The sequence below is a fragment of the Bradyrhizobium sp. B025 genome, assembly GCF_042257955.1.
In the GTDB taxonomy this organism is placed as follows: domain Bacteria; phylum Pseudomonadota; class Alphaproteobacteria; order Rhizobiales; family Xanthobacteraceae; genus Bradyrhizobium; species Bradyrhizobium diazoefficiens.
On sequence record NZ_CP170150.1, the window covers coordinates 5,746,661 to 5,768,097 of the forward strand.

The 21,437-nt window shown below is 62.0% G+C and carries 17 protein-coding genes and 2 pseudogenes; 12 read left to right on the plus strand and 7 right to left on the minus strand.

Features of this window, described 5'->3' with window-relative positions; all coding sequences use genetic code 11:
* Positions 1–27: 27 nt before the first annotated feature.
* The 6 genes from ACE10W_RS26905 (at position 28) to ACE10W_RS26930 (ending at position 7,149) form a co-directional block, all read left to right on the plus strand.
* Positions 28–849, plus strand: a complete 822-nt coding sequence (locus tag ACE10W_RS26905) for an ABC transporter ATP-binding protein (RefSeq protein WP_011088703.1) — start codon at positions 28–30, stop codon at positions 847–849.
* Complete coding sequence (locus ACE10W_RS26910; protein ID WP_375762084.1) at positions 846–2,777, plus strand: long-chain fatty acid--CoA ligase; 1,932 nt, start codon at positions 846–848, stop codon at positions 2,775–2,777. The genes ACE10W_RS26905 and ACE10W_RS26910 overlap by 4 nt, the downstream gene beginning before the upstream one ends.
* 68 nt (positions 2,778–2,845) lie before the next feature.
* Positions 2,846–3,739, plus strand: a complete 894-nt coding sequence (locus ACE10W_RS26915; RefSeq protein ID WP_011088705.1) for a branched-chain amino acid ABC transporter permease — start codon at positions 2,846–2,848, stop codon at positions 3,737–3,739.
* Positions 3,740–3,742: 3 nt separating this feature from the next.
* Positions 3,743–4,816 carry a branched-chain amino acid ABC transporter permease gene (locus tag ACE10W_RS26920; RefSeq protein WP_011088706.1) on the plus strand — a complete coding sequence of 358 codons (1,074 nt, stop codon included), beginning with the start codon at positions 3,743–3,745 and terminating at the stop codon, positions 4,814–4,816.
* Positions 4,817–4,862: 46 nt separating this feature from the next.
* Positions 4,863–6,146, plus strand: a complete 1,284-nt coding sequence (locus ACE10W_RS26925) for an ABC transporter substrate-binding protein (RefSeq protein ID WP_375762085.1) — start codon at positions 4,863–4,865, stop codon at positions 6,144–6,146.
* Positions 6,147–6,309: 163 nt separating this feature from the next.
* Positions 6,310–7,149: an ABC transporter ATP-binding protein gene (locus tag ACE10W_RS26930; RefSeq protein WP_375762086.1), complete on the plus strand. Its 840-nt coding sequence runs from the start codon at positions 6,310–6,312 to the stop codon at positions 7,147–7,149.
* A gap of 60 nt (positions 7,150–7,209) precedes the next feature.
* Here ACE10W_RS26930 and ACE10W_RS26935 read toward each other — a convergent pair whose 3' ends face one another.
* Entirely contained in the window at positions 7,210–8,364 is a 1,155-nt protein-coding gene (locus tag ACE10W_RS26935; RefSeq protein WP_375762087.1) for an AGE family epimerase/isomerase, read from the minus strand.
* Between the two features lie 86 nt (positions 8,365–8,450).
* Between ACE10W_RS26935 and ACE10W_RS26940 the strand changes: the two genes are divergently transcribed.
* Positions 8,451–9,674 carry a phenylacetate--CoA ligase family protein gene (locus tag ACE10W_RS26940; protein ID WP_375762088.1) on the plus strand — a complete coding sequence of 408 codons (1,224 nt, stop codon included), beginning with the start codon at positions 8,451–8,453 and terminating at the stop codon, positions 9,672–9,674.
* Between the two features lie 2 nt (positions 9,675–9,676).
* Here ACE10W_RS26940 and ACE10W_RS26945 read toward each other — a convergent pair whose 3' ends face one another.
* From ACE10W_RS26945 to rfbF, 4 genes are read right to left on the minus strand one after another with little or no spacing between them, the layout of a single operon-like run.
* Positions 9,677–10,642 (minus strand): hypothetical protein, encoded by a 966-nt coding sequence (locus ACE10W_RS26945; protein WP_375762089.1) that lies wholly within the window; start codon positions 10,640–10,642, stop codon positions 9,677–9,679.
* Complete coding sequence (locus ACE10W_RS26950; RefSeq protein WP_375762090.1) at positions 10,635–11,876, minus strand: class I SAM-dependent methyltransferase; 1,242 nt, start codon at positions 11,874–11,876, stop codon at positions 10,635–10,637. The genes ACE10W_RS26945 and ACE10W_RS26950 overlap by 8 nt, the downstream gene beginning before the upstream one ends.
* A gap of 25 nt (positions 11,877–11,901) precedes the next feature.
* Positions 11,902–12,963 (minus strand): CDP-glucose 4,6-dehydratase, encoded by a 1,062-nt coding sequence (rfbG, locus tag ACE10W_RS26955; protein ID WP_375762091.1) that lies wholly within the window; start codon positions 12,961–12,963, stop codon positions 11,902–11,904.
* Positions 12,960–13,730, minus strand: coding sequence for a glucose-1-phosphate cytidylyltransferase (gene rfbF / locus ACE10W_RS26960; RefSeq protein WP_375762092.1), 771 nt, complete (start codon positions 13,728–13,730; stop codon positions 12,960–12,962). The genes rfbG and rfbF overlap by 4 nt, the downstream gene beginning before the upstream one ends.
* 202 nt (positions 13,731–13,932) lie before the next feature.
* Between rfbF and ACE10W_RS26965 the strand changes: the two genes are divergently transcribed.
* Positions 13,933–14,871 carry a glycosyltransferase family 2 protein gene (locus ACE10W_RS26965; RefSeq protein WP_375762093.1) on the plus strand — a complete coding sequence of 313 codons (939 nt, stop codon included), beginning with the start codon at positions 13,933–13,935 and terminating at the stop codon, positions 14,869–14,871.
* Between the two features lie 298 nt (positions 14,872–15,169).
* Positions 15,170–15,376 carry a hypothetical protein gene (locus ACE10W_RS26970; protein ID WP_375762094.1) on the plus strand — a complete coding sequence of 69 codons (207 nt, stop codon included), beginning with the start codon at positions 15,170–15,172 and terminating at the stop codon, positions 15,374–15,376.
* 695 nt (positions 15,377–16,071) lie between these two features.
* On the opposite strand, the gene ACE10W_RS26975 is transcribed toward ACE10W_RS26970, so the two are convergent.
* Entirely contained in the window at positions 16,072–16,629 is a 558-nt protein-coding gene (locus ACE10W_RS26975; protein WP_375762095.1) for a D-glycero-alpha-D-manno-heptose-1,7-bisphosphate 7-phosphatase, read from the minus strand.
* 400 nt (positions 16,630–17,029) lie between these two features.
* Between ACE10W_RS26975 and ACE10W_RS26980 the strand changes: the two are divergent.
* The 3 genes and pseudogenes from ACE10W_RS26980 to ACE10W_RS26990 all read left to right on the plus strand — a co-directional run.
* A pseudogene (locus tag ACE10W_RS26980) lies at positions 17,030–17,222 on the plus strand (endonuclease); the annotation flags it as partial.
* A gap of 895 nt (positions 17,223–18,117) precedes the next feature.
* Complete coding sequence (locus ACE10W_RS26985; RefSeq protein ID WP_375762096.1) at positions 18,118–20,004, plus strand: acyltransferase family protein; 1,887 nt, start codon at positions 18,118–18,120, stop codon at positions 20,002–20,004.
* Between the two features lie 204 nt (positions 20,005–20,208).
* Positions 20,209–20,417, plus strand: a pseudogene (locus ACE10W_RS26990) (transposase); the annotation flags it as partial.
* Between the two features lie 641 nt (positions 20,418–21,058).
* On the opposite strand, the gene ACE10W_RS26995 reads toward ACE10W_RS26990, so the two are convergent.
* Positions 21,059–21,247: a hypothetical protein gene (locus ACE10W_RS26995; protein ID WP_375762097.1), complete on the minus strand. Its 189-nt coding sequence runs from the start codon at positions 21,245–21,247 to the stop codon at positions 21,059–21,061.
* Positions 21,248–21,437 lie beyond the last annotated feature (190 nt).

Consider the following 21,437-nt stretch of genomic DNA (forward strand, 5'->3'; position numbering starts at 1 on the left):
CGCCATCACCGGGGAGGGACTTGTTTGGTGGCTACCAGTCTTGAAGTGCGCGGCGTGTCTTTGCGGTTCGGCGGCGTCCGTGCGCTGACCGATGTCGGCTTCGCCATCAAGGAGGGCGAGCTGTTCTCGATCATCGGCCCCAACGGGGCCGGCAAGACCTCGATCGTGAACTGTATTTCCGGCCGCTACAAGCCGACCGAGGGCCAGCTGTTCTATCAGGGCCGCGACATCACCGGCCTGACGCCGAACGCCCGCGCCTCGCTCGGCATCGGCCGCACCTTCCAGAACCTGGCCCTGTTCCACCACATGAGCGTGCTCGACAACATCATGGTCGGCCGCCATCACCTGTTGAAGAACAATTTCCTCACGGGCTCGCTCTACTGGCTCACCGGCGCGCGCAAGGAAGAGCTCGCGCATCGCCGCAAGGTCGAGGAGATCATCGACTTCCTCGATCTCCAGTCGGTGCGGAAAGCGCAAGCCGGCACCCTCTCCTATGGCCTGCGCAAACGCGTCGAGCTCGCCCGCGCCATGGCGCTGGAGCCGCGCCTCATCCTCCTCGACGAGCCGATGGCCGGCATGAACTTCGAGGAGAAAGAGGACATGGCCCGCTACATCGTCGATCTCAACGAGGAATTCGGGATGACGGTGGTGATGATCGAGCACGACATGGGCGTGGTGATGGACATCTCCCACCGCGTCATGGTGCTGGATTTCGGCCGCAAGATCGCCGAGGGCGATCCGGGTGCGGTGCTCGCCGATCCCCACGTCAGGCGCGCCTATCTCGGCGAGGAGGACGAGGTGCTGGTCGATCCGGACGATGCGCCGCCGGCGCAGGAGAGCGCGGCATGATGGATTATGCAGGCCGCGTCGCGCAGGCCGATACCTATCCCAAAATGCTCCGGCTCAACGCCAGGGAGCATGGCAACGAGATTGCGCTGCGCGAAAAGGATCTCGGGCTGTGGCGTGTCTTCACGTGGAACGATTACCAGACGCGCGTGCGCGATTTCGCGCTCGGCCTCGTCGAGCTCGGCCTTGGCCACAACGACGTCATCGGCATCATCGGCGACAACCGGCCGGACTGGGTCGCCGCGGAAATCGCCACCCACGCGATCGGCGGCCTGAGCCTCGGGCTCTACCGCGACGTACTGGACGAAGAGGCCTCCTATCTCCTCAATTATGGCGAGGCGCAGCTGGTCTTCGCCGAGGATGAGGAGCAGGTCGACAAGCTGCTCACCCTTGCCGACCGCGTGCCGCGGCTGAAGCACATCATCTATTCCGACCCGCGCGGCATGCGAAAATATGACGACCCCAGGCTGCTGTCGGCGGAGAAATTCGCCGAGCTCGGCCGCGCCCGTGCTGCGCGCGAGCCTGGGCTTTACGACAAGCTCGTCGACGCCACCAAGGGCGAGGATGTCGCAATCCTCTGCACCACGTCAGGCACCACCTCGCATCCAAAACTCGCAATGCTCGCCGCCGGCCGCGTGCTCGGCCATTGCGCGACCTATCTCGCCTTCGATCCGAAGGGACCCGACGACGAATACGTCTCGGTGCTGCCGCTGCCGTGGATCATGGAGCAGGTCTATGTGCTCGGCAAAGGCCTGCTCTGCCGGATGAAGATCAACTTCGTCGAAGAGCCGGACACGATGATGAACGATCTGCGCGAGATCGCGCCGACCTTCGTGCTGTTCGCCCCGCGCGTCTGGGAATCGATCGCCGCCGACGTTCGTGCCAAGGTGATGGACGCCACGCCCTTCAAGCAGCGCCTGTTCGATATCGGGATGAAGTCGGGCCTGGCCGCGCTTGCAGACGGCAAGCGCTCGGGTTTTGCCGACGCCATCCTGTTTCGCGCGCTGCGCGACCGGCTCGGCTTCACTCGCCTGCGCTCGGCTGCGACGGGCGGTGCGGCGCTCGGGCCCGATACCTTCAAGTTTTTCCAGGCGATGGGCGTGCCGCTGCGCACGCTCTACGGCCAGACCGAGCTGTTGGGAGCCTACACGCTGCATCCCGAGGGCAAGGTCGATCCTGACACAACGGGTGTGCCGATGGCCGACAGCGTCGAGATCCGCATAGACAATGCCGACGTCCACGGCGTCGGCGAGATCGTGGTGCGGCATCCCAACATGTTCCTCGGCTACTACAAGAACCCGGAGGCAAGCGTTGCCGACATCAAGGACGGCTGGATGCTGTCGGGCGATGCCGGCTATTTCAACGCCAACCGGCAGCTCGTCGTCATCGACCGCATCAAGGATCTCGCCGAGACCTCGCGCGGCGAGCGCTTCTCGCCGCAATTCATCGAGAACAAGCTGAAATTCTCGCCCTATATCGCCGAAGCCGTGGTGCTCGGCGCGGGCCGCGACGCGCTCGCGGCGATGATCTGCATCCGCTACTCCATCATCTCGAAATGGGCGGAGAAGAACCGCCTCACCTTCACGACCTACAGCGACCTCGCCTCGCGGCCCGAGGTTTACACGCTGCTCCAGAAGGAGGTCGAGACCGTCAACGCCACGCTGCCGCCGGCGCAGCGCATCTCGCGCTTCCTGCTGCTCTACAAGGAGCTTGATGCCGATGACGGCGAGCTCACCCGCACGCGAAAAGTGCGCCGCAGCGTCATCAACGAGAAATACGCCGGCATCATCGACGCGATCTACCGCGGCGATGCCGACATCCCCGTCGACACCGTGATCCGCTTCCAGGACGGCACCACGCAGAGGGTGCGCACCACGCTGCGGGTGGTGGATCTGGGCGGCCCCGGACATCTGGCGGAGGCGGCGGAGTGATGTCGCTTCCAATGCAGACCGCACCAGCAATCGATCCCCCCTCCCTGAGAGGCGAAGGATAGCATAACATGAACACCGCCTTCCTCATCCAGCTCCTGGTTAACGGCCTCGTGGTCGGCACGCTCTATGGCGTGGTCGCGATGTCATTCGTGCTGATCTACAAGGCGACGCAGGTCGTCAATTTCGCGCAAGGCGAGCTGCTGCTGGTCGGCGCCTGGGTGTGCTGGGCCTTGCTTGCGAAATACCAGGTGCCGTTCTGGATCGGCATGCCGATGACGCTGGTGTTCATGTTCGTGTTCGGCATCGCCATCCAGGTCCTGATCCTGCGGCCGATGATCGGCGAGCCCATCATCTCGGTGATCATGGTGACGATCGGCCTCTCGACGGTGCTCCAGGCCACGCTGAAATGGATGTTCGGCGTCAACCCGCAGCCGTTCCCGCGCGTGTTCGAGAGCCAGTCCGTCAGCTTGTTCGGGCTACAGATCCAGACCGTCTATGTCATGAGCCTCGTGGTCTCGGTCGCGATGATGATCGGCATGGCCTGGTTCTTCCGCGCTTCCAAATACGGCCTTGCGATGCGCGCCACCGCGTTCAACCAGCAGGTCGCGCAGTCGCTCGGCATTTCCGTGAAAAGCGTGTTCGCGATGGCCTGGGCGATCTCGGCAACGGTGTCAGCGGTCGCCGGAGTGGTGGTTGCCGTGGTGAACGGGGTGTCCTCGGGCCTCGCCGCCTACGGCATCAAGGTGTTTCCGGCGGCGATCCTCGGCGGGCTCGATTCCGTCGGCGGCGCCGTGCTCGGTGGCATCATCATCGGCTTGCTCGAGAACGTCGCGCAATATGTCGACAGCGAGTATCTGCACTGGGGCAATCTCTACGAGATCGCGCCGTTCTACGTCCTCATCATCGTGCTGATGATCAAGCCCTACGGCTTGTTCGGCACCCACGACATCGAGCGGATCTGACCCATGGCCGGCCCTGCCCTCATCCCTGCTGGTGATTTCCGCACCTCCTACGCGGCCGACACCACGATCTTCCCGACGGCCACCAGCCGCAATTTTGCGATCGTGGGCGTGCTGCTGCTCTGCCTCGTGCCGCAATTCCTCGGCGGCTACTGGCTCAGCATTCTGATCCAGATCGGCATCTTCTCGATCGCGGCGCTCGGGTTGAACATCCTGGTCGGCTTCACCGGCCAGATCTCGATCGGGCATGCCGCCTTCTTCCTGCTCGGCGCCTTCACCTCGGCCTACATCTCCAACAATGCGCCGATCCCGGTGTTCTTCGCGATCCCGCTCGCAGGCGTCGTCACCGCGCTGGTCGGGCTGGTCTTCGGCATTCCGGCGGCGCGGCTGAAGGGGCTCTACCTCGTCATCGCGACGCTCGCCGCGCAGTACATCCTGCTCGACTTCTTCTCCCGCGCCGAATGGTTCACCGGCGGCTCGGTGCCGGCCAGCGCCAATCCGTTCTCAATCTTCGGCTTCACCCTGCGCGGCGACAAGCAGTATTTCTACGTCGTGCTGGCCTACGTGCTGGCGAGCTACATCCTCGTCACCAATCTGATGCGCACGCGCGACGGCCGCGCGCTGGTGGCGATCCGTGACCATTATCTCTCCGCGGAGATCATGGGCATCAACCTCACCAAATACCGCACGCTGTCGTTCGGCCTCGCCGCCTTCTTCGCCGGCATCGCCGGCGCGCTCTATGCGCACTACCAGCTCGTGGTCTCCCAGGAAGGTTTCGGCATCGAGCGCTCGATCCTGTTCCTGGCGATGATCATCATCGGCGGCACCGGCTCTATCATGGGCACGCTGATGGGCACCGCCTTCGTGGTGCTGCTGCCGGAGTCGATGGAATTCCTCAGCATCTATTTGAAGGGCGGCGCGATCGACAAGGCGCTGTCGCTCAACAACAACATCACCTTCCTGCGCGAGATCGCGATCGGGGTGATCATCATCGCGTTCCTGATGTTCGAGCCTGACGGGCTCGCGCATCGCTGGCGGCAGATCAAGGCGTACTGGAAACTCTACCCGTTCTCGCATTGAGAACGGGAAACTTACTAACCAACGAATAAACAGGAGGAGGCAACCAATGAAGACAAAATCCCTTTTGAGCACTGCATCGCTCGCGCTGGTGATCGCCGCATTCTCGGCGAGCGCGCAGGCCCAGATCGCGATCGGGCATCTCGCCGACTATTCCGGCGGCACCTCCGACGTCGGCACGCCCTACGGCCAGGCCGTCGCCGACACCTTCGCCTGGGTCAACAAGAATGGCGGCGTCGGCGGCAAGCAGATCAATGTCGACACCAACGACTACGGCTACCAGGTGCCGCGCGCGATCGCGCTCTACAAGAAATGGTCGGCGCCGGACAGCAAGGTCGCGGCGATCATGGGCTGGGGCACCGCCGACACCGAGGCGCTGACCGGCTTCCTCGCCCAGGACAAGATCCCCGATCTCTCCGGCTCCTATGCCGCCGCGCTGACCGATCCCGAAGGCGTCAGCGGCAAGGCCAAGCCCGCGCCTTACAATTTCTTCTACGGTCCGAGCTATTCGGACTCGCTGCGCGCGATGCTGATGTGGGCGGCCGAGGACTGGAAGGCCAAGGGCAAGCCCGGCAAGCCGAAATTCGTTCACATGGGCGCCAACCATCCCTATCCGAACGCGCCGAAGGCCGCAGGCGAAGCCATGGCGCAGGAGCTCGGCTTCGAGGTGCTGCCGCCGCTGGTGTTCGCGCTCACACCGGGTGACTACAGCGCGCAGTGCCTGAGCCTGAAATCCTCCGGTGCCAACTACGCCTATCTCGGCAACACCGCGGCCTCCAACATCTCCGTCCTGAAGGCTTGCAAGACCGCCGGCGTCGAGATTCAGTTCCTCGGCAATGTCTGGGGCATGGACGAGAACGCCGCCAAGACCGCCGGAGATGCTGCCAACGGCGTGATCTTCCCGCTGCGCACCGCGGTGAGCTGGGGCGGCGATGCGCCCGGCATGAAGACGGTGATGGAGATCTCCAAGATGTCCGACCCCACCGGCAAGGTCTACCGGCCCGTACATTACGTCGCGGCGGTCTGCTCGGCGCTCTACATGAGGGAGGCGCTCGACTGGGCTGCCAAGAACGGCGGGGCGACCGGCGAGAACGTCGCCAAGGGCTTCTACCAGAAAAAGGACTGGGTGCCAGCCGGAATGGACGGCGTCTGCAATCCCTCGACCTGGACCGACAAGGACCACCGCGGCACGCTGAAGGTCGACCTCTATCGCACCAAGATCGCCGGTGCGACCGACGGCGACCTCAACGATCTGATGGCCAAGGGCACGATCAAGCTCGAGAAGGTCAAGACCGTCGAGCTGCCGCGCAAAGCGGAATTGCTGGGGTGGTGAGCCTCACTACTCCCACACACGCAACTGTCATCCCCCGCCTTGTGCGCAATTGCGCACTGGAGCGGGGGATCCAGTACGCCGCAGCTTCTCGATGAACCTTCGGCGCCTCTGGAATACTGGGTCACCCGCCTTCGCGGGTGACGACAGCGGAGAATGAAGACACATGTCCCAAACTATCGAAGCAACCCGTCCCGGTCCCACTGCCGTGCCCGCGCCACCCCTTCTCGGCGTGCGCAACATCGAGGTCGTCTATGACGACGTCATCCTGGTGCTGCGCGGCCTCAGCCTCGACGTGCCCAAGGGCGCGATCGTGGCGCTGCTCGGGGCCAATGGTGCCGGCAAGTCGACGACGCTGAAGGCGATCTCGGGGCTGCTCAAGACCGAGGACGGCGAGGTCACGCGCGGCGAGATCCTGTTCGAGGGCGAGCGCATCAACGGCATCGACCCCGACAAGATCGTCCGCCGCGGCATCTTCCAGGTGATGGAGGGGCGCCGCATCGTCTCCGACATGACCTCGCTGGAAAACCTCAAGCTCGGCGCGTTCACCCGCAGGGACCGCGAGGTCGATGCCGACATCGACATGGTCTTCAACTATTTCCCGCGCCTGAAGGAGCGCACCGGCCTTGCCGGCTATCTCTCCGGCGGAGAGCAGCAGATGCTCGCGATCGGCCGCGCGCTGATGGCACGTCCGAAGATGATCCTGATGGACGAACCGTCGATGGGCCTGTCGCCGCTGCTGGTGAAGGAGGTGTTTTCCATCATCCAGAAGATCAACCGCGATCTCGGCGTCACCATCCTCCTGGTCGAGCAGAACGCGCGCGCCGCGCTGTCGGTGGCGGGCCACGGCTACATCATGGAGCAGGGCAAGGTCGTGCTCGACGGCACCGCCGACGAGCTGCGCGACAACGAGGACGTCAAGGAGTTCTACCTCGGCGGCGCCGGCGACCAGCGCAAGAGTTTTAAAAACCTCAAGAGCTTCAAGCGGCGCAAGCGTTGGCTGTAGCGTTTTCAAGCGAAGTGGGAACCGGTTCGCGTGAAGAAAACGCGTCAAAACAAAACTGCTTTAACCTTCCAAAACCTGCCCCGCTTCCGTGACTGCGCAGAGAACATGATAGAACGACGACGCAGGAATGGTGTCGATCAGCGACTTGCCGTCGCGATCGAACTGGTCGTACCAGCCGCCCCGAACGGGATGGTTGAGATAATGCCGCTCGAGCCGCACCAGCGCGGCGCGCGCTTCCTCCGCCGCGCCGGCCTCGCCGGATTCGGCCTGCGCGATCCACGCTTTTGCGATCTCGGTCTGCGGCCACAGCCGGCGCGTGCTGCGGCGGATGTTGCCGCTTGCATCGCCCTCGTCGATCAGGCAGCCCGTCGCCTCGTCGCGATAGCGCAGCGCGGTCGTCAGCAGTTCGCCGCGCCGCTGCCCGGTCGGACAGCCCGTGATGCGTTCAAATCCCTTCAGCAGCCAGACCCATTCCGCCTGATGGCCCGGCTCGACGCTGACCGGCTCGATCTTGGACCAATCCTCCTCGAAATACTCCGACAGCACGTGCTTCTGCTTGTCGTAGAGGTTGGCGAGGAACAATGCGAAGAACTCGCCGGCGCGGTTCTGGAACGACAGGTCGTGGGTCGCATCGAAGCACGCGATCATCGCCTCGAACAGATGCATATGCGGGTTCTGCCGGCGCGGCAGCGAGACCGGCAGACCTTCGTGGACGCCGCCATGCGGCGAGCGCAGATGGCCGTCGAGGAAGGCGAGCAGCGCGTCGATCTCGGCGCGCACCTGCGCATCCCTGTCGAGAGCGTAGACCGTCGCGAGCGCAAACAGGATGAAGGCGTGGTCATAGGCATCGCGCCGGCCGTCCAGCACCGCGCCCTCCGGCGTCAGCCGGTGCACATAGCCGGGCTTGCTGTCGGGCGATTTGGCCTTCGCCAGCAGGTGCTCCAGCCCCTTCAGCGCGATGGCGCGCCCTTCCGGATACCAGCCCATCTGCGCCGCCTTGGCGTAGCAGTAGATCTGGCGGGCCTGCACAAACACGCGCCGCGGCGCGGCGGCATCCGCCGTGCCCTCGCGGTGCAGCCGGTCGATGAAGCCGCCCGCTTCATGATCCCAGCCGACGGTCGACCACAGCGGCATCGCCTCCTCGATCATGCGGCGTTTCAGGCGCGCGACGACGCCGGCCGTCTCCTCCGCCGCCATGATCGGTTCCTCCGCCATCTCGCTCTCTCCACGTCCCGACAATGGCCGTCTGATACCCATGCCAGCGGCGGCGCGCAACGGATGCCAACACGGAAAGATCAGCCATGACCGCCCATTACGACGCCCTCGAGAAGCGCGAGCAGGCTGCGCGCGAGGCCGAGCTGTTTTCGCGCCTGCCCGCCGTGCTGCGCAGCGCGATGACGGCACCCGCCTATGCCGAGCGGCTGAAGGACATGGATCCGGACGCCGTGACCACGCGCGCGGCGCTGGCGCGCCTGCCGGTGCTTCGCAAATCGGAACTGCCGGCCCTGCACAAGGCCTCGGCGCCCTTCGGCGGCTTCGTGGCGGCGGCACCAGGCTCGTTCGCCCGGCTGTTCACCTCCCCGGGTCCGATCTTCGAGCCGGAGGGACGGCAGGCCGATCCGTGGCGCGGCGCGCGGGCGCTGTTCGCGGCCGGGTTCCGCGAGGGCGACATCGTGCTCAACACCTTCAGCTACCACCTCACGCCCGGCGGCTTCATCTTCGATTCGTCGGCGCGCGCGCTCGGCTGCGCGGTGATCCCCGCAGGTCCCGGCAATGCCGAGCAGCAATTCGAGCTGATCGAAGCCTACCGTCCCGTCGGCTACAGCGGTACGCCGGACTTCCTGAAGATCCTGCTCGATGCTGCCGCGACCACGGGCCGCGACGTCTCCTCGATCAAGCGCGCGCTGGTCTCGGGTGCGGCCTTCCCGCCCTCGCTCCAGGCCGAGATCAAGGCGCGCGGCATCGACGCCTACCAGGCCTTCGGCACCGCCGATCTCGGCCTCATCGCCTTCGAGACCGAGGCCCGTGAAGGCATGGTCGTGAACGAGGACCTGATCATGGAGATCGTCAAGCCCGGCACCGGCGATCCCGTGGCGCCGGGAGACGTCGGCGAGATCGTCGTCACCTCGCTCGACCCGCACCATCCCTGGATCCGGCTTGCGCTCGGCGATCTCACCGCCGCGCTGCCGGGCACCAGCCCCTGCGGTCGCACCAACATGCGCATCAAGGGCTGGATGGGCCGCGCCGACCAGACCACGAAGGTCAAGGGCATGTTCGTCCGTCCCGAGCAGGTCGCCGAGATCGCCAAGCGCCATCCCGCGCTCGGCCGCCTGCGCCTCGTCGTCACTCGCCAGGGCGAAACCGACGCGATGACGCTGAAAGCGGAAACGGCGGCGGCGAACGAAACACTGCGCGAGGAGATCGCAAGCACATTGCGGGCGGTGACGAAACTCGGCGGCGCAATCGAGCTCGTGGGCCCCGGCACGCTGCCGAACGACGGCAAGGTGATCGCGGATGAGCGCTAGCGTCAGCCTGCCTGCGAAAGCCAGGAGGCCTGCTCGATTCGCATCCACAGCGCGATGATGTCACGTTGACGCTGCGCATGGCCCGCGTCGGACTCGCTGAGCGAGCGGCACAAACGTGCCAGCACGTCGACCCTGGGATCGCGGGCGCCCCTGGAATCTCGGGCGACCTTGGGATCGCGAACGTCGACCGAGGCCGGCTCGACCGATGCGAAGGGATCGGACTGGTCCACGAGCGTAACGCGCGGATCCGCGGTGATTCTGAACCAGGTCTGTGGCGCGCGGCTGTCGACACGCAGCGTGAATGGCGGCAGCGCCTTGGCCGTGAACACGGCCTCCCATGACGATGTCTCAGCGTCGGACGGTCCGCCTACCACCGACGACGAGACCTCGTCGTAACCGAGCTCTGCAAGAAGCGCGATCAGATGGATGCCGTAGAAGCGGAGAGCACCGCCGCCACTGGCGTCGAACCGCTTCCAGTTCGCGAGATTGGCGCGGTAGTGATGCGCCATGAAGCTCCAGTCCAGCGAAAGGCCATCGGTTCTCTCGCCGAGCACCGCGCGAAGCCGCTCTGCCCACGGCATGAAACGAAAGGTATAGCCGACGCGATAGCGCTTGCCGGCGCGCTCGAACGCCTCGATGAGCTGCGCCGCAAGCTGCGGCGTCGGCGCGACCGGCTTTTCCAGGATCACCTCGCGGATGTCGGGCATGTCTGCCAGCCGCGCCATCCAGCCGGCCTGATCGCTGGGGCGAAGCGCAACCACCGCACCGCTCGCCTGTGCCAACGCCTCCTCGGTGCCGGCACACCAAATCACCTCGGGCACATATTGGACGAGCTCGCTGCGCCCGCCGACCACCGCACGGTAGCGCTCCGGCAGCGCCACCTTCATCCCGCACTCGATCAGCGCAGGCAGATATCCATACATCCCGAAACCCGATCCGAGGATCGTGAAAACGGGCGCCTCAGGCATGGAAATCGTCCGCGCCGAGCACGTCGATCACCGGACCTTTGTAACCGTTGTCCTGGAGATACTGGCGGATCTCGCGCGAGATGTGCCAGGCGAGATTGAGCAATGGCTTACCCTGGTCGCCATGCGCGAACAATTCGTCGTCGGACACGATCGGAATGCGCGTGCCCGGCACATAGTGCCCGATCTTGATCGAGCCGGGTTTCTCGTGGACGGCAATGATCTCCTTTTCGGTCAGCCCCAGCAACTTGACAAGGATCGCCGCACGGCCCGGAAACGCCTTGGCCCTGACCGGACCATGCGCCGCGATGATCTTCATCAGTTCTTCGCCCTTGCGCGCCTTCCAGAGCTCGACGTCGCGTGCGATTTGGGCGAATTCAGCTTCGAAATTGTTTTCGCGCGCGACGATCTCGGCTGCGACGGCATCGCTCTTCGCCGCATGTCCGAGAATGACGCGGATATTGCCGCCATAGCGCGCGGGAAACTCGACATTGACGATGTCAAGGCCGAGCGATCTCGCGATGAAGCTGAACGATTTGTACGAATAGGTCCGCGGATGCTCGTGGTAGAAGGTGTCGAACTGATGCCGGTCCAGCACCGCGCCGAGATAGTGGTTCTCGATCACGATCACCGTCTCGGGCCCGAGCAGCGCCTTCAGCGCCGCAAGCACGCCGTTCAGATCCTCGATATGCGCAAAAACGTTGGTGAAGGTGATGATGTCGGGCGTGCCGACGGCGCGACGGATCTCGGCCGCGGTCTCCGTGCTGAGATAGTTCTGCACCACGAAATGGCCCTTGGCGGCGGCGTCCTGCGCCGCGCCGGTCGGCTCGATGCCGGCCGTTGTCGCGCCGGCCTCACGGAAGAAATCGAGCAGGCTGCCATCGTTGCAGCCGATGTCGAGCGCGATCTTGCCGGTCAGCGGCCCCATCCGCTCCACGCAGGTCGCCACGAGACCCTTCATCCCCGAGAGCACATCGGCCGTGAAGCGCGAGCGGTAATGGTAGTCCTTGGGGAAGAGATCCTCTTTCGGCACCTGGAAGCGCTGATGGCCGGTGGCGCAAGTCGGGCAGAAATCGATCTGAATCGGATATTCGCGGCACTGGCGCGACTCGCCGACCGCCACCAGGTCGTCGCACAGGGGATGCAGGCCGAGATCGAGCACCGGCACGAGCTTGTCGCTGCCGCAGACCTCGCAACTCTTGATCTCGGTAAGCGGTCTCGGCGACGTGGTGGCCATCATATTGATCCGATTTGAAGAGCGGCTAGTCCCGCTTTGTGTTCATGAAAGCGTCGATCTGGTCAACCATCACCGGCTTGACCGCGGCGCCCTGCTCGAACGCCTTGTACCACTCCACCACGGCGGAGGCGGCACGATCGAGGCCCCAACGCGGCGCCCAGCCGAGATGAGCCCGCGCCTTGGAGCTATCCAGTGACAGCAGCCGCGCCTCGTGCGGATGCTGTCCCGGCTGCGGCATCTGCTGCGGCGGAACACCCCACAGCAGCGCGAGGCGATCGACCAGCCAGCGCACCGTGCGCACGCTATCGGCCTCGGGGCCGAAATTCCATTCGCTGGAGAAGGCAGCCGGATCGCGCCACAGATGCTCGGCGAGCAGAATGTAGCCCGACAGCGGCTCGAGCACGTGCTGCCAGGGCCGCACCGCATCGGGATTGCGGACCGGGACGGGCTGTCCGTTGCGGATCGCGGCGATCACATCCGGGACGAGACGATCCTGCGCCCAGTCGCCGCCCCCGATCACATTGCCGGCGCGGGCGCTGGCGAAGCCGATCCGGCTCGCTCCGGAGAAGAAGGACGACCGGTACGCCGCCGTGACCAGTTCCGCACAGGCCTTGCTGCTGGAATAGGGATCCTTGCCGCCGAGCGGATCGGTCTCGCGGTAGCCCCAGACCCACTCCTTGTTATCATAGCATTTGTCACTGGTGACATTGACCACCACGCGCACGCCGGAGGTCCGCACCGCCTCGAAGACGTGCACGGTGCCCATGACGTTGGTTGCATAGGTGCCGACCGGATCGTCATAGGATGCCCGCACGATCGCCTGGGCGGCCATGTGAAACACGATCTCGGGCTGGAATCGGTCGAACACCGCCTTGACCGCGAGCGGATCGCGGATATCGGCGAAGACCGAGTCGATGTCCTGCGCAGTCTGCGCCAGATCGAACAGGTTGGGCGTCGTCGACGGCGGCAGCGCGAGACCCGCGACCTCGGCGCCGAGATGGCGCAACCACGCGACCAGCCAACCACCCTTGAAGCCAGTGTGCCCGGTGACGAGAACACGCTTGCCGCTCCAAAAGCCGGGATTCATTGCCAACGCTTCCAGGGCGCCTGCCCGCTCTCCCAGAGTTGCTCCAGATGCACCTTGTCCCGCAGGGTGTCCATTGCCTCCCAGAAGCCGGCGTGGCGGTAGGCCGCAAGCTGCCCGTCCTGCGACAGGCGCTTGAGCGGCTCCTGCTCCCAGATGGTGGCGTCGTCCCCGAGATACTCGAAGATCGCCGGCTCCAGCACGAAGAAGCCACCGTTGATCCAGCGGCCGTCGCCGCGCGGCTTCTCCTCGAAATGCCTGACCACGTCGTCGCCGATATCGAGCGCGCCGAAACGCGCCGGCGGCTGGATCGCGGTGACCGTGGCGTGACGTCCATGAGCGCGATGAAACTCCCGCAGCGCGCCGATGTCGACGTCCGCGAGCCCGTCGCCGTAGGTCATGCAGAACGTTTCGTTGCCGACATAGTCCTTGATGCGCCTGAGTCGGCCACCGGTCATGGTGTTGAGGCCGGTGTCGACCAACGTCACCTTCCAGTGCTCTGCGAACTTGTTGTGCACTTCCATCGCATTGTTGGCGAGGTCGAAGGTGACGTCCGCCATGTGGAGGAAGTAGTTCGCGAAATATTCCTTGATGACGTAGGACTTGTAGCCACAGCAGATGATGAATTCGTCGATCCCGTGCGACGAGAAGATCTTCATGATGTGCCAAAGGATCGGCTTGCCGCCGATCTCGATCATGGGTTTCGGCTTGATGTGGCTCTCTTCGGTGATGCGACTCCCGAATCCACCCGCCAGAATCACGGCCTTCATGCTCATACCCGCCCAGCAGAAGAGGTCACATCAGAGCGATTCTCGCAGTCTTGTCAACAAGATCGGGCCCCGCCGCCCTTTCGGGAGCGGTTGAAGTTGTCAGCCTACCTGCTAAAGAAAATGTTTGAAAGATGGCAATCCCACTACCAAGCGCGGCATTCGTCCAATTCCGGCCCCGCGGCAAGGACGTCCTGGAGGATTGATGCGAAAGAAGATCAGCCTTGTGACACCCTGCTACAACGAGGAGGCTGGAATCCGCGAGTGCTACGCGGCGGTCAAGGACATCTTTGACCGCGAGCTTCCGGGTTACGAGCGCGAGCACATCTTCTGCGACAACGCCTCGAGCGACCGAACCGTGGAGATTCTCAAGAGGATCGCAAGCGAGGATCCCTCGGTGAAGGTCATCGTGAACGCCCGAAACTTCGGCGTACTGAGGAACACCTACAACGGCGTGCTGGCCTCGACAGGCGATGCCACCGTGCTGTTCATGCCCGCGGATTTGCAGGACCCGCCGTCACTGATCCCGACTTTCGTCAAGCATTGGGAGCAAGGCTACGAGATCGTGTTTGGCATCCGGGCCCGGCGCGAAGAGCCTCTCCTGAGCCGAACCGCGCGGCATCTCTACTACAAGATGATCAGCCGGATGTCCTATGTCGACTATCCGGCCGACGTGGGCGACTACCAGCTCGTCGACCGCAAGGTGCTCGACGCCATGAAGCAATTCGAGGACGTCCAGCCCTTCATGCGGATGATGCCGTTCGAATGCGGCTTTCGCTCGATCGGCGTGCCCTACACCTGGCTGGCGCGCAAGCACGGCATCTCCCGCAACCGGCTGTCGAGCCTGATCGACCAGGGGCTGCTCGGCGCCATCAGCTTCTCGACCGTGCCGCTACGTGCCGCGTTCTTCTTCGGACTGATCATCTCGTCGCTGAGCTTCGCCTATGCGTTCGTCGTGTTTCTGCTCAAGATCGCCGGCTTCGACATTGGTCCGCATGGCATCCCCACGATCGTCATCGGTCTGTTCTTCTTCGGTGGCGCACAGCTGTTTTTCCTCGGTGTGCTCGGTGAATATATCGTGGCGATCTTCAACCAGGTCCGACGACGGCCGATTGTGGTCGAGCGCGAACGGGTTAATTTCTGACTGACCTGACGTCTAGTGACGACCGGGCCTTCAGGGCCCGTCGACCATCGAGGCGTCGCGGGTGGCCGTCACGCCCTGGGTCCGCAGCGCCTGTTTTCCGCGGGCCCCAAAAGCAAACGCAAACAGCGTAAATATAATCAGTCGCGTCTCGGAAAGTCGGCAATCACAACAATTCCCACAGCAGCGCCCTGCTCCGAGTTCGCGCTCGTGAATCTTAACGGGCCGTAACACCTATTGTGCGGCGGCACCATGTTAGCTAAAATGAAGTCTGTTACAGTGCCAGTTGCGTCACGGAGCCATGATTTCGTACAAGCAGTATTATATCCAGCGATACGAGCACGGCGATAGGCGCTGGATCGCCCGTGTCACGCGCGCCGACGGCCAGAACATCCGCACCATCCTGCCGGCTTCCGAGCATCCTTATCTCGATACGAAGCCGACCTCATCCCCCGAGGAGGCCGAGGAGCTTGCCAAGGAAGGCATCGACTTCGGCGGTGTAGTTTAGCAGGCTCCTTGAGAGCTTACGTCTCCGCTTTTGCACGCGAGATCTCGCAACAGCTTCGGCGCAAGGTGAATTTCGGTTTTTTCGATGTGATTGCGCGACCGATCGACAGTTGTACGTCCGATCGCCTACCGACATGCCGACCCAATTTGCGGAGGACGCCTATCTCAGGCTCGAATCCGGCCAGTGAGGAACCTCATCGGCGGGGGCCGGATCGACGAAAGTTCTGCCGCACTTATCGCGTAAACTACAAAATGACCGACGGTGATGACGATAGCGAGCAGCGGCAGCGCTACGAACACGATCCAATCGGGTGATACTCCGTGGCTTGATCCCTTATTGATTCCAGCTTGGATGGTCCAGCCCGGCTTATGGTCCTCATGCGGCATTTCGCTTCACGCGCTTGAGCGCTCGCCGTTGCCGCGACAGGGCAGCCTTCTCATACCGCTCCAAGCTGGCTTGAGCCAGATCTCGAAGTGCGACTTCCATATCCGCGCCTTTGACGCAAGAACTTCATTGAACCCATCGAAACCAGAACCATCGGCAGCATCCCAATGCGATAAACCATGCCGATAAGCGTTGCGGTCCCAGCCCTTGGTGGGCCGGTGCTCTTGGCTGCGTTTGCGCGATTGGCTTCGATTTGTCGTTTTGACGCTACTTCGAAATCGAGCGATCCGTTGGTCGCGAAGACAACGGCCTCAATCCTCCGTTCCCACGCCTCCGCAATGCGACCGTGATCGATCCGGAGGATAGGACCGATCCGCCAACAACGGGACAGTGAACGTATGGAGGTTTGATCCATCAAACAGATAGGCCGCTATTCCGGCCGCTTGCGCCGCATCAAGGTCGCTCTGCTTGTCGCCGATCATGAAGCTAGCATCGATATCCACTGCGTACCGCTCAAGCAGCGCTCTAATCATCCCCGGCTGCGGCTTGCGACAGTTGCAAAGGACACGGTACCGCTCAATCAGGCCGTCGGGATGATGGGGGCAGAACTCAAACGCATCGATATGCGCGCCGACTCTGGCAAGCTCACGCGACATCCATTCGTGCAAATTGCGAACATGCCGCTCTTCATAAAACCCCCTCGCAATTCCCGATTGGTTCGTTACGACGAAAACGAAATACCCGGCGCCGTTGACTGCTTTTACGGCCTGTTGGGCTCCTTCTACCCACCGGATCTTGTCCGGATCAAAAGCATAGCCATCGTCCTCGTTGAGGACGCCATCGCGATCAAAAAAGACTGCCGGACGCATTAAGCTCATTAGCCCACGCTGGAAGGTATACTAGCCATATTCCGACAATCACTGCTTCATTTCAACATGCCGCGCGCTTGGACAGGACTCCTGCCGGCGCCGCGCAGCCCTCGGGCGTAGATTGGCTTGGTTTTGTCGTTTTGATGCTGGTCAGCGTCTTCGTCGCCCTCGTCTCAAACGCGTGAGAACAAGGGCCATTCCTGCCGCCAAAACGAGCAACAATGTTGCCGCAGAAAGGACTGGTGTTCCGGTGCGATTGGAGCGTTACTGAGTCGGCCGGGCGCCAACGCCGATTGTAGCGCCGGTATCTCTCCTCGCGGACGCGGGGCTTCGGGCGGTGCGCGGCTTGTTCTGGGTAGGAGATACCGGTGACAACCGTTCAAACGAATGGCGCAGACGCATCATCAGGTTGAACCCGAACGACCGTCGCCATTTCATCGGCGGTTCAGACGCCCGCATCATCATGGAGGATGACCAGGAGAGCCTGATCCGCCTTTGGCGCGAAAAACGCGGCGAGCCTGAGGATCTTTCGGACAATCTCATTTGTCCAGCTCGGCACGGTTACTGAGGTCTTGAACCGCGCCTGGTACCAGCCCCCTATGAACCACTGTTTTGCCCGACGACGCAAGTTCCATTTCGGTTTTTCGATACGCCGCTACGCGTCGCCGGCCGCTGACGACTCGTATAGTTGCTCGCCAACCGAAATGCCGATCCAAGTAGCTCGGTTATCTCAGATTTGAATTGGGCCACGGAGGAACCTCATCGGCGGGCCGGAGTCGACGAAGGTACGGCCGGACCATTGCGTAGAGCAGGAGAAGGCCGACGGTGATGGCCACCGCCAGCAGGGGAAAAATGAAATTCATAAAGCCTCACAAGTCTTCGAAGTAAATGCTAGGAGGGATCCATCCATATACCTTCAATCGAGAGAGGTCCAAGGTTCGATCCCTTGTGCGGCCACCATCAAACGTCCCGATAATCCGGTACTCTTCGCGATTTCCTCCCAGCGCCTATTCGGCAGGTGCAGGCACGAAAAAGCAGAACTAGGCAGCAACGGGGGAAGGACCGGGAATTTGTTCACCCCACGTCCTCGGCATTTACAGAAGCTTAGCTTCCGCTTCTCCATCCCACTCCAGCTCGCAAAGCACCTCGGTATCAACAGACGTTTCCGCGGTGAAGTGCTTCGCATTCTCCGTCGGAAGCCCTTGAGCTGCCTCCTCCGCCTTGACTTTTGACTCACAGTGGTCGTGGAAGGTTCCTGCGATAGTCCTACTCGCCCGTGTGGGCAGCGGCAGGCGTCGGCTCGTGGTGGCCGGTCGGAGCTGCGACAACGCGCTGTTGGCCGAGGGCCGGGAAGCGCAGGTTCCTGAACGGCTATTAGCTCGTTCGCCAGTCAGCTGAGCAGCTTTGCCATTGAAATCTTACGGTAACGCGATCTAAGTCGTTCAGGTGGACCGGACAGATTGGTATCAAAAAACGGCGATACGGGCAATGGGCGGCTTCAATTACAGAGCGGACGTGGACGGTTTGCGCGCGCTTGCGGTCGGGGCCGTAATCGCAAACCACGGTTTCGGGCACTATTGCCCCGGGGGCTACGTTGGGGTCGACGTATTCTTCGTGATTTCCGGTTTTTTGATCACATCTATCATAGTCGACGAGATTTCCGCTGGCGCTTTCAGTGTGGCCAAGTTCTACGCTCGGCGAGTCCGTCGAATTTTCCCAGCCCTGATTCTTGTCCTCGCCGCGGTTTCGGTCTTCGGCTGGCAACACATGATGCCAAACGAGCTTTTATCGCTTGGTCGGAACGTCTTCGCGAGTGCTCTCTTTTCCGCCAACTTGATGCTATTATCCGAAGTTGACTACTTCGACCTAGCTGCAAGAAGCAAGCCGCTGCTTCATCTTTGGTCGCTTGGTGTTGAAGAGCAATTCTATCTTGTCTGGCCGCTACTGCTGAGCGGATTGGCTACCTGGCAGCTATCGGCGCGGAAGGCTATCGTCGCTGTCTCGGCGGTCTCCCTTCTCTTAAGCGTCTATCTCACGCGAACTCATCCTGCGGCTGCCTTCTATCTGCCATTGACGCGAGCTTGGGAATTGGGTGCTGGCGCTTGCCTTGTGCTGTTCCGAACTGAAATCTCGTCGCTTTTGCGCTCGAGTCTTTCCCGAGAACTTTCGGGTAATCTCGGTATTGTGGCGATCGCGGCCGCCGCTGTCCTGTTCAACGAAAAAACGCCGTTCCCAGGGGCTGCAGCAATTGTGCCTGTGTTAGGGGCTGCCCTGTTTATCTCAGCGCCTGGGTCATTCGCGAGCACGGTGCTTTCAGCCCGTCCGCCAGTTTTCATTGGTCTTATCTCGTATCCCTTGTACCTATGGCATTGGCCAATTCTCGTCTTTTCTGAGCTTTACGCCATGCATCCGCTGAGTATCCGCGAGCGCGCGTTGTGCGTGCTTGCCAGCGCGCTGGCTGCCATCCTCACGTTCCTTTTCGTTGAAAAGCCGATCCGCCGCAGACCGCTTGTAATTCCGCCGCTGTTTGCGGCAATGAGCGCTATGGCCGCCCTTGGAATCGCGACAATCAAGGCTGACGGATTTTCGTACCGAATACCGCAAGAGATCCGTCAAGCGGCGGTGGTCGTTCCTGGGCGCGACTTCATCCGATACGGCGAGTGCCATGTCTCTGCGACAGACCACGCTCAACTCTCTCCCAATTGCATTGAGAAAACCCGCAAGCCTCTAATTGCGGTTTGGGGGGACAGCACGGCTGGAGCTCTTGCGGCCGGGCTTTACCAACTCGACGATCACGTCAGGCCTGGAATCGCCCAATTCACGTTGAACTCATGTCCCCCGGTTCTTGTCGATGCTCGCGAGTTGCCGCCCGACTGTGTCGAAGCCAATAAAGACATCCTCGCTCGCATTACGCGCGCGAAACCAGATGCAGTCCTTTTGCATGCTATTTGGAACCTGTATTGGCAGGAGCCCATCATCGGACCGACCGTCCGCGCCCTGCAACAGGCCGGAATTCGCACAATCATTGTTGGCCCGGTCCCCATCTGGGAGCAGCCATTGCCGCGACTCTATGCGGAATACTACGCGGCTCGGAGAACAGTCCTTCCGGAAAGAACGTCACAGTTTCTCCGCCCGTTGGTAGAAGACGGGCTGCATCAAACATCGGACAACCTTGGTGTCCGCTTCTACTCGCTCCGCGCAGTGCTTTGTGATCCGACCGGATGCCTGACTCGCACGTCCCCCGAGATTCGCGACATCGTCCAATCAGACTTTGTTCATCTGGCGCCGTCTGGCGCAAAATTTGTCGCGGCAAAGATGGTCCAAGATCTAGGGATCAAGCGAGATCCCGATTCCGCGAACGGCAACGAAAACTGACGGCTCTGGCAAAAGTTGCTCGTCAGCATCCGCTGCTCGATCCAAACAGTATTGCAGCACCACACTCGCTCGAGCGGCGCCCCGCTCGAATGCATGGCGCTTTAGGTACCTGCCAGCATGCGCTGATCAGCCATGCCATGTGACCTTGCCCCATGGGCCTAATCCAGTTTGAAGTTCGCTCTGGCCCACGACAAGGACCAGAGCATGAAGCGCAACCGCTTTTCGGAAGAGCAGTCATCGGGATTTTGAAGGAGCATCAAGCCGGTGTGTCGGTCCCCGATCTGTGCCGCAAGCATGGCGTCAGTGACGCCAGCATCTACAAATTGTAGGCAAAGTTCGGCGGGCCGGAGGTGTTGCCCATGCGGCTGAAGACGCTGGAGGACGAGAACACGCGGCTGAAGCGGCTGCTGGCTGTCAATCCGCGTTCAAATATTGCAGGCCGAACGACACCCCCATTTGATGGTAGAATGAACGTAGCATTCCCAATTGCCAGTGAAATCCACGCACTTGCCGTGCTTCAAGGCCAGCCCTCGCTGCCTGATGACGTACGCGCGGAGCGAAGCTGACAGATAACCTTGGCCGGTAGCAAAACCGGGGAAGCATCCCGAGTTTTGCTTTTCTGGCATTGGAAATTCGTTTACCAGCGGGGCTGGATATGCCTCCGGACTTGGCGGACAAGGCCTTCCGGCGGCCGTCGTGCTCGGCGCTCACGTATCGGCAGAAGCCCAGGTCGGGCGCCGTGCTCCCTTGCGCAAGTCAGCATCCAATTCGCTGAGGAATCCATATGGAGGGGTTCTCATACCGTACGTTCCTCGGGAGCGAATCAGTCTCGCGATGGCGGAAACAACAACGTTGACGCCACCTTCGCAACGCGACCTCGCTCCAGAGGGACTGTGCTGGCAGCTCACCAAGGAACGTAGAGGGCGACGAACAATGCTGTTGCAACTGGAACGGTTAACCAGAGTAAGCTCTTGATGGATACCATGATACCATCTGCCCTAGTCTGAAATTCCTTCGGAAGCCACTGGGACTGCAATTGAATACCCCCTTCCATTCACCGCACCGCGTTGGCCGCGCGCCTTGGCCGCCTAGCCATTGCGGCGATCGCGCTGGCCTCAAAAGCAAGCCCATATTGTTCCGCGATCTCCAAAAAAGCATTCTTTTCAAGCTCCTTCGAGGCGGCCTCCGCTTGTTCCAAGCAGACCATCCGCAATCGTTGCAACTCCTTAAGTTGCCTCTTCACGTGCGCCTACCTCTCTGCAGATAGACTGTATTCGCGCTGGTACAAACCATGCGTGAGCTGATGAATTCAACTCAACTGAGAGCCTATTAGAGGTACGAAGTTAAGCCGGTTACGTGGCGATCTTTGTTTGAGCGCTCCATTTGTTTGTAAATTAGAGCTCCACACCTCTCTCAGCAGCAGAGTCAGCAGA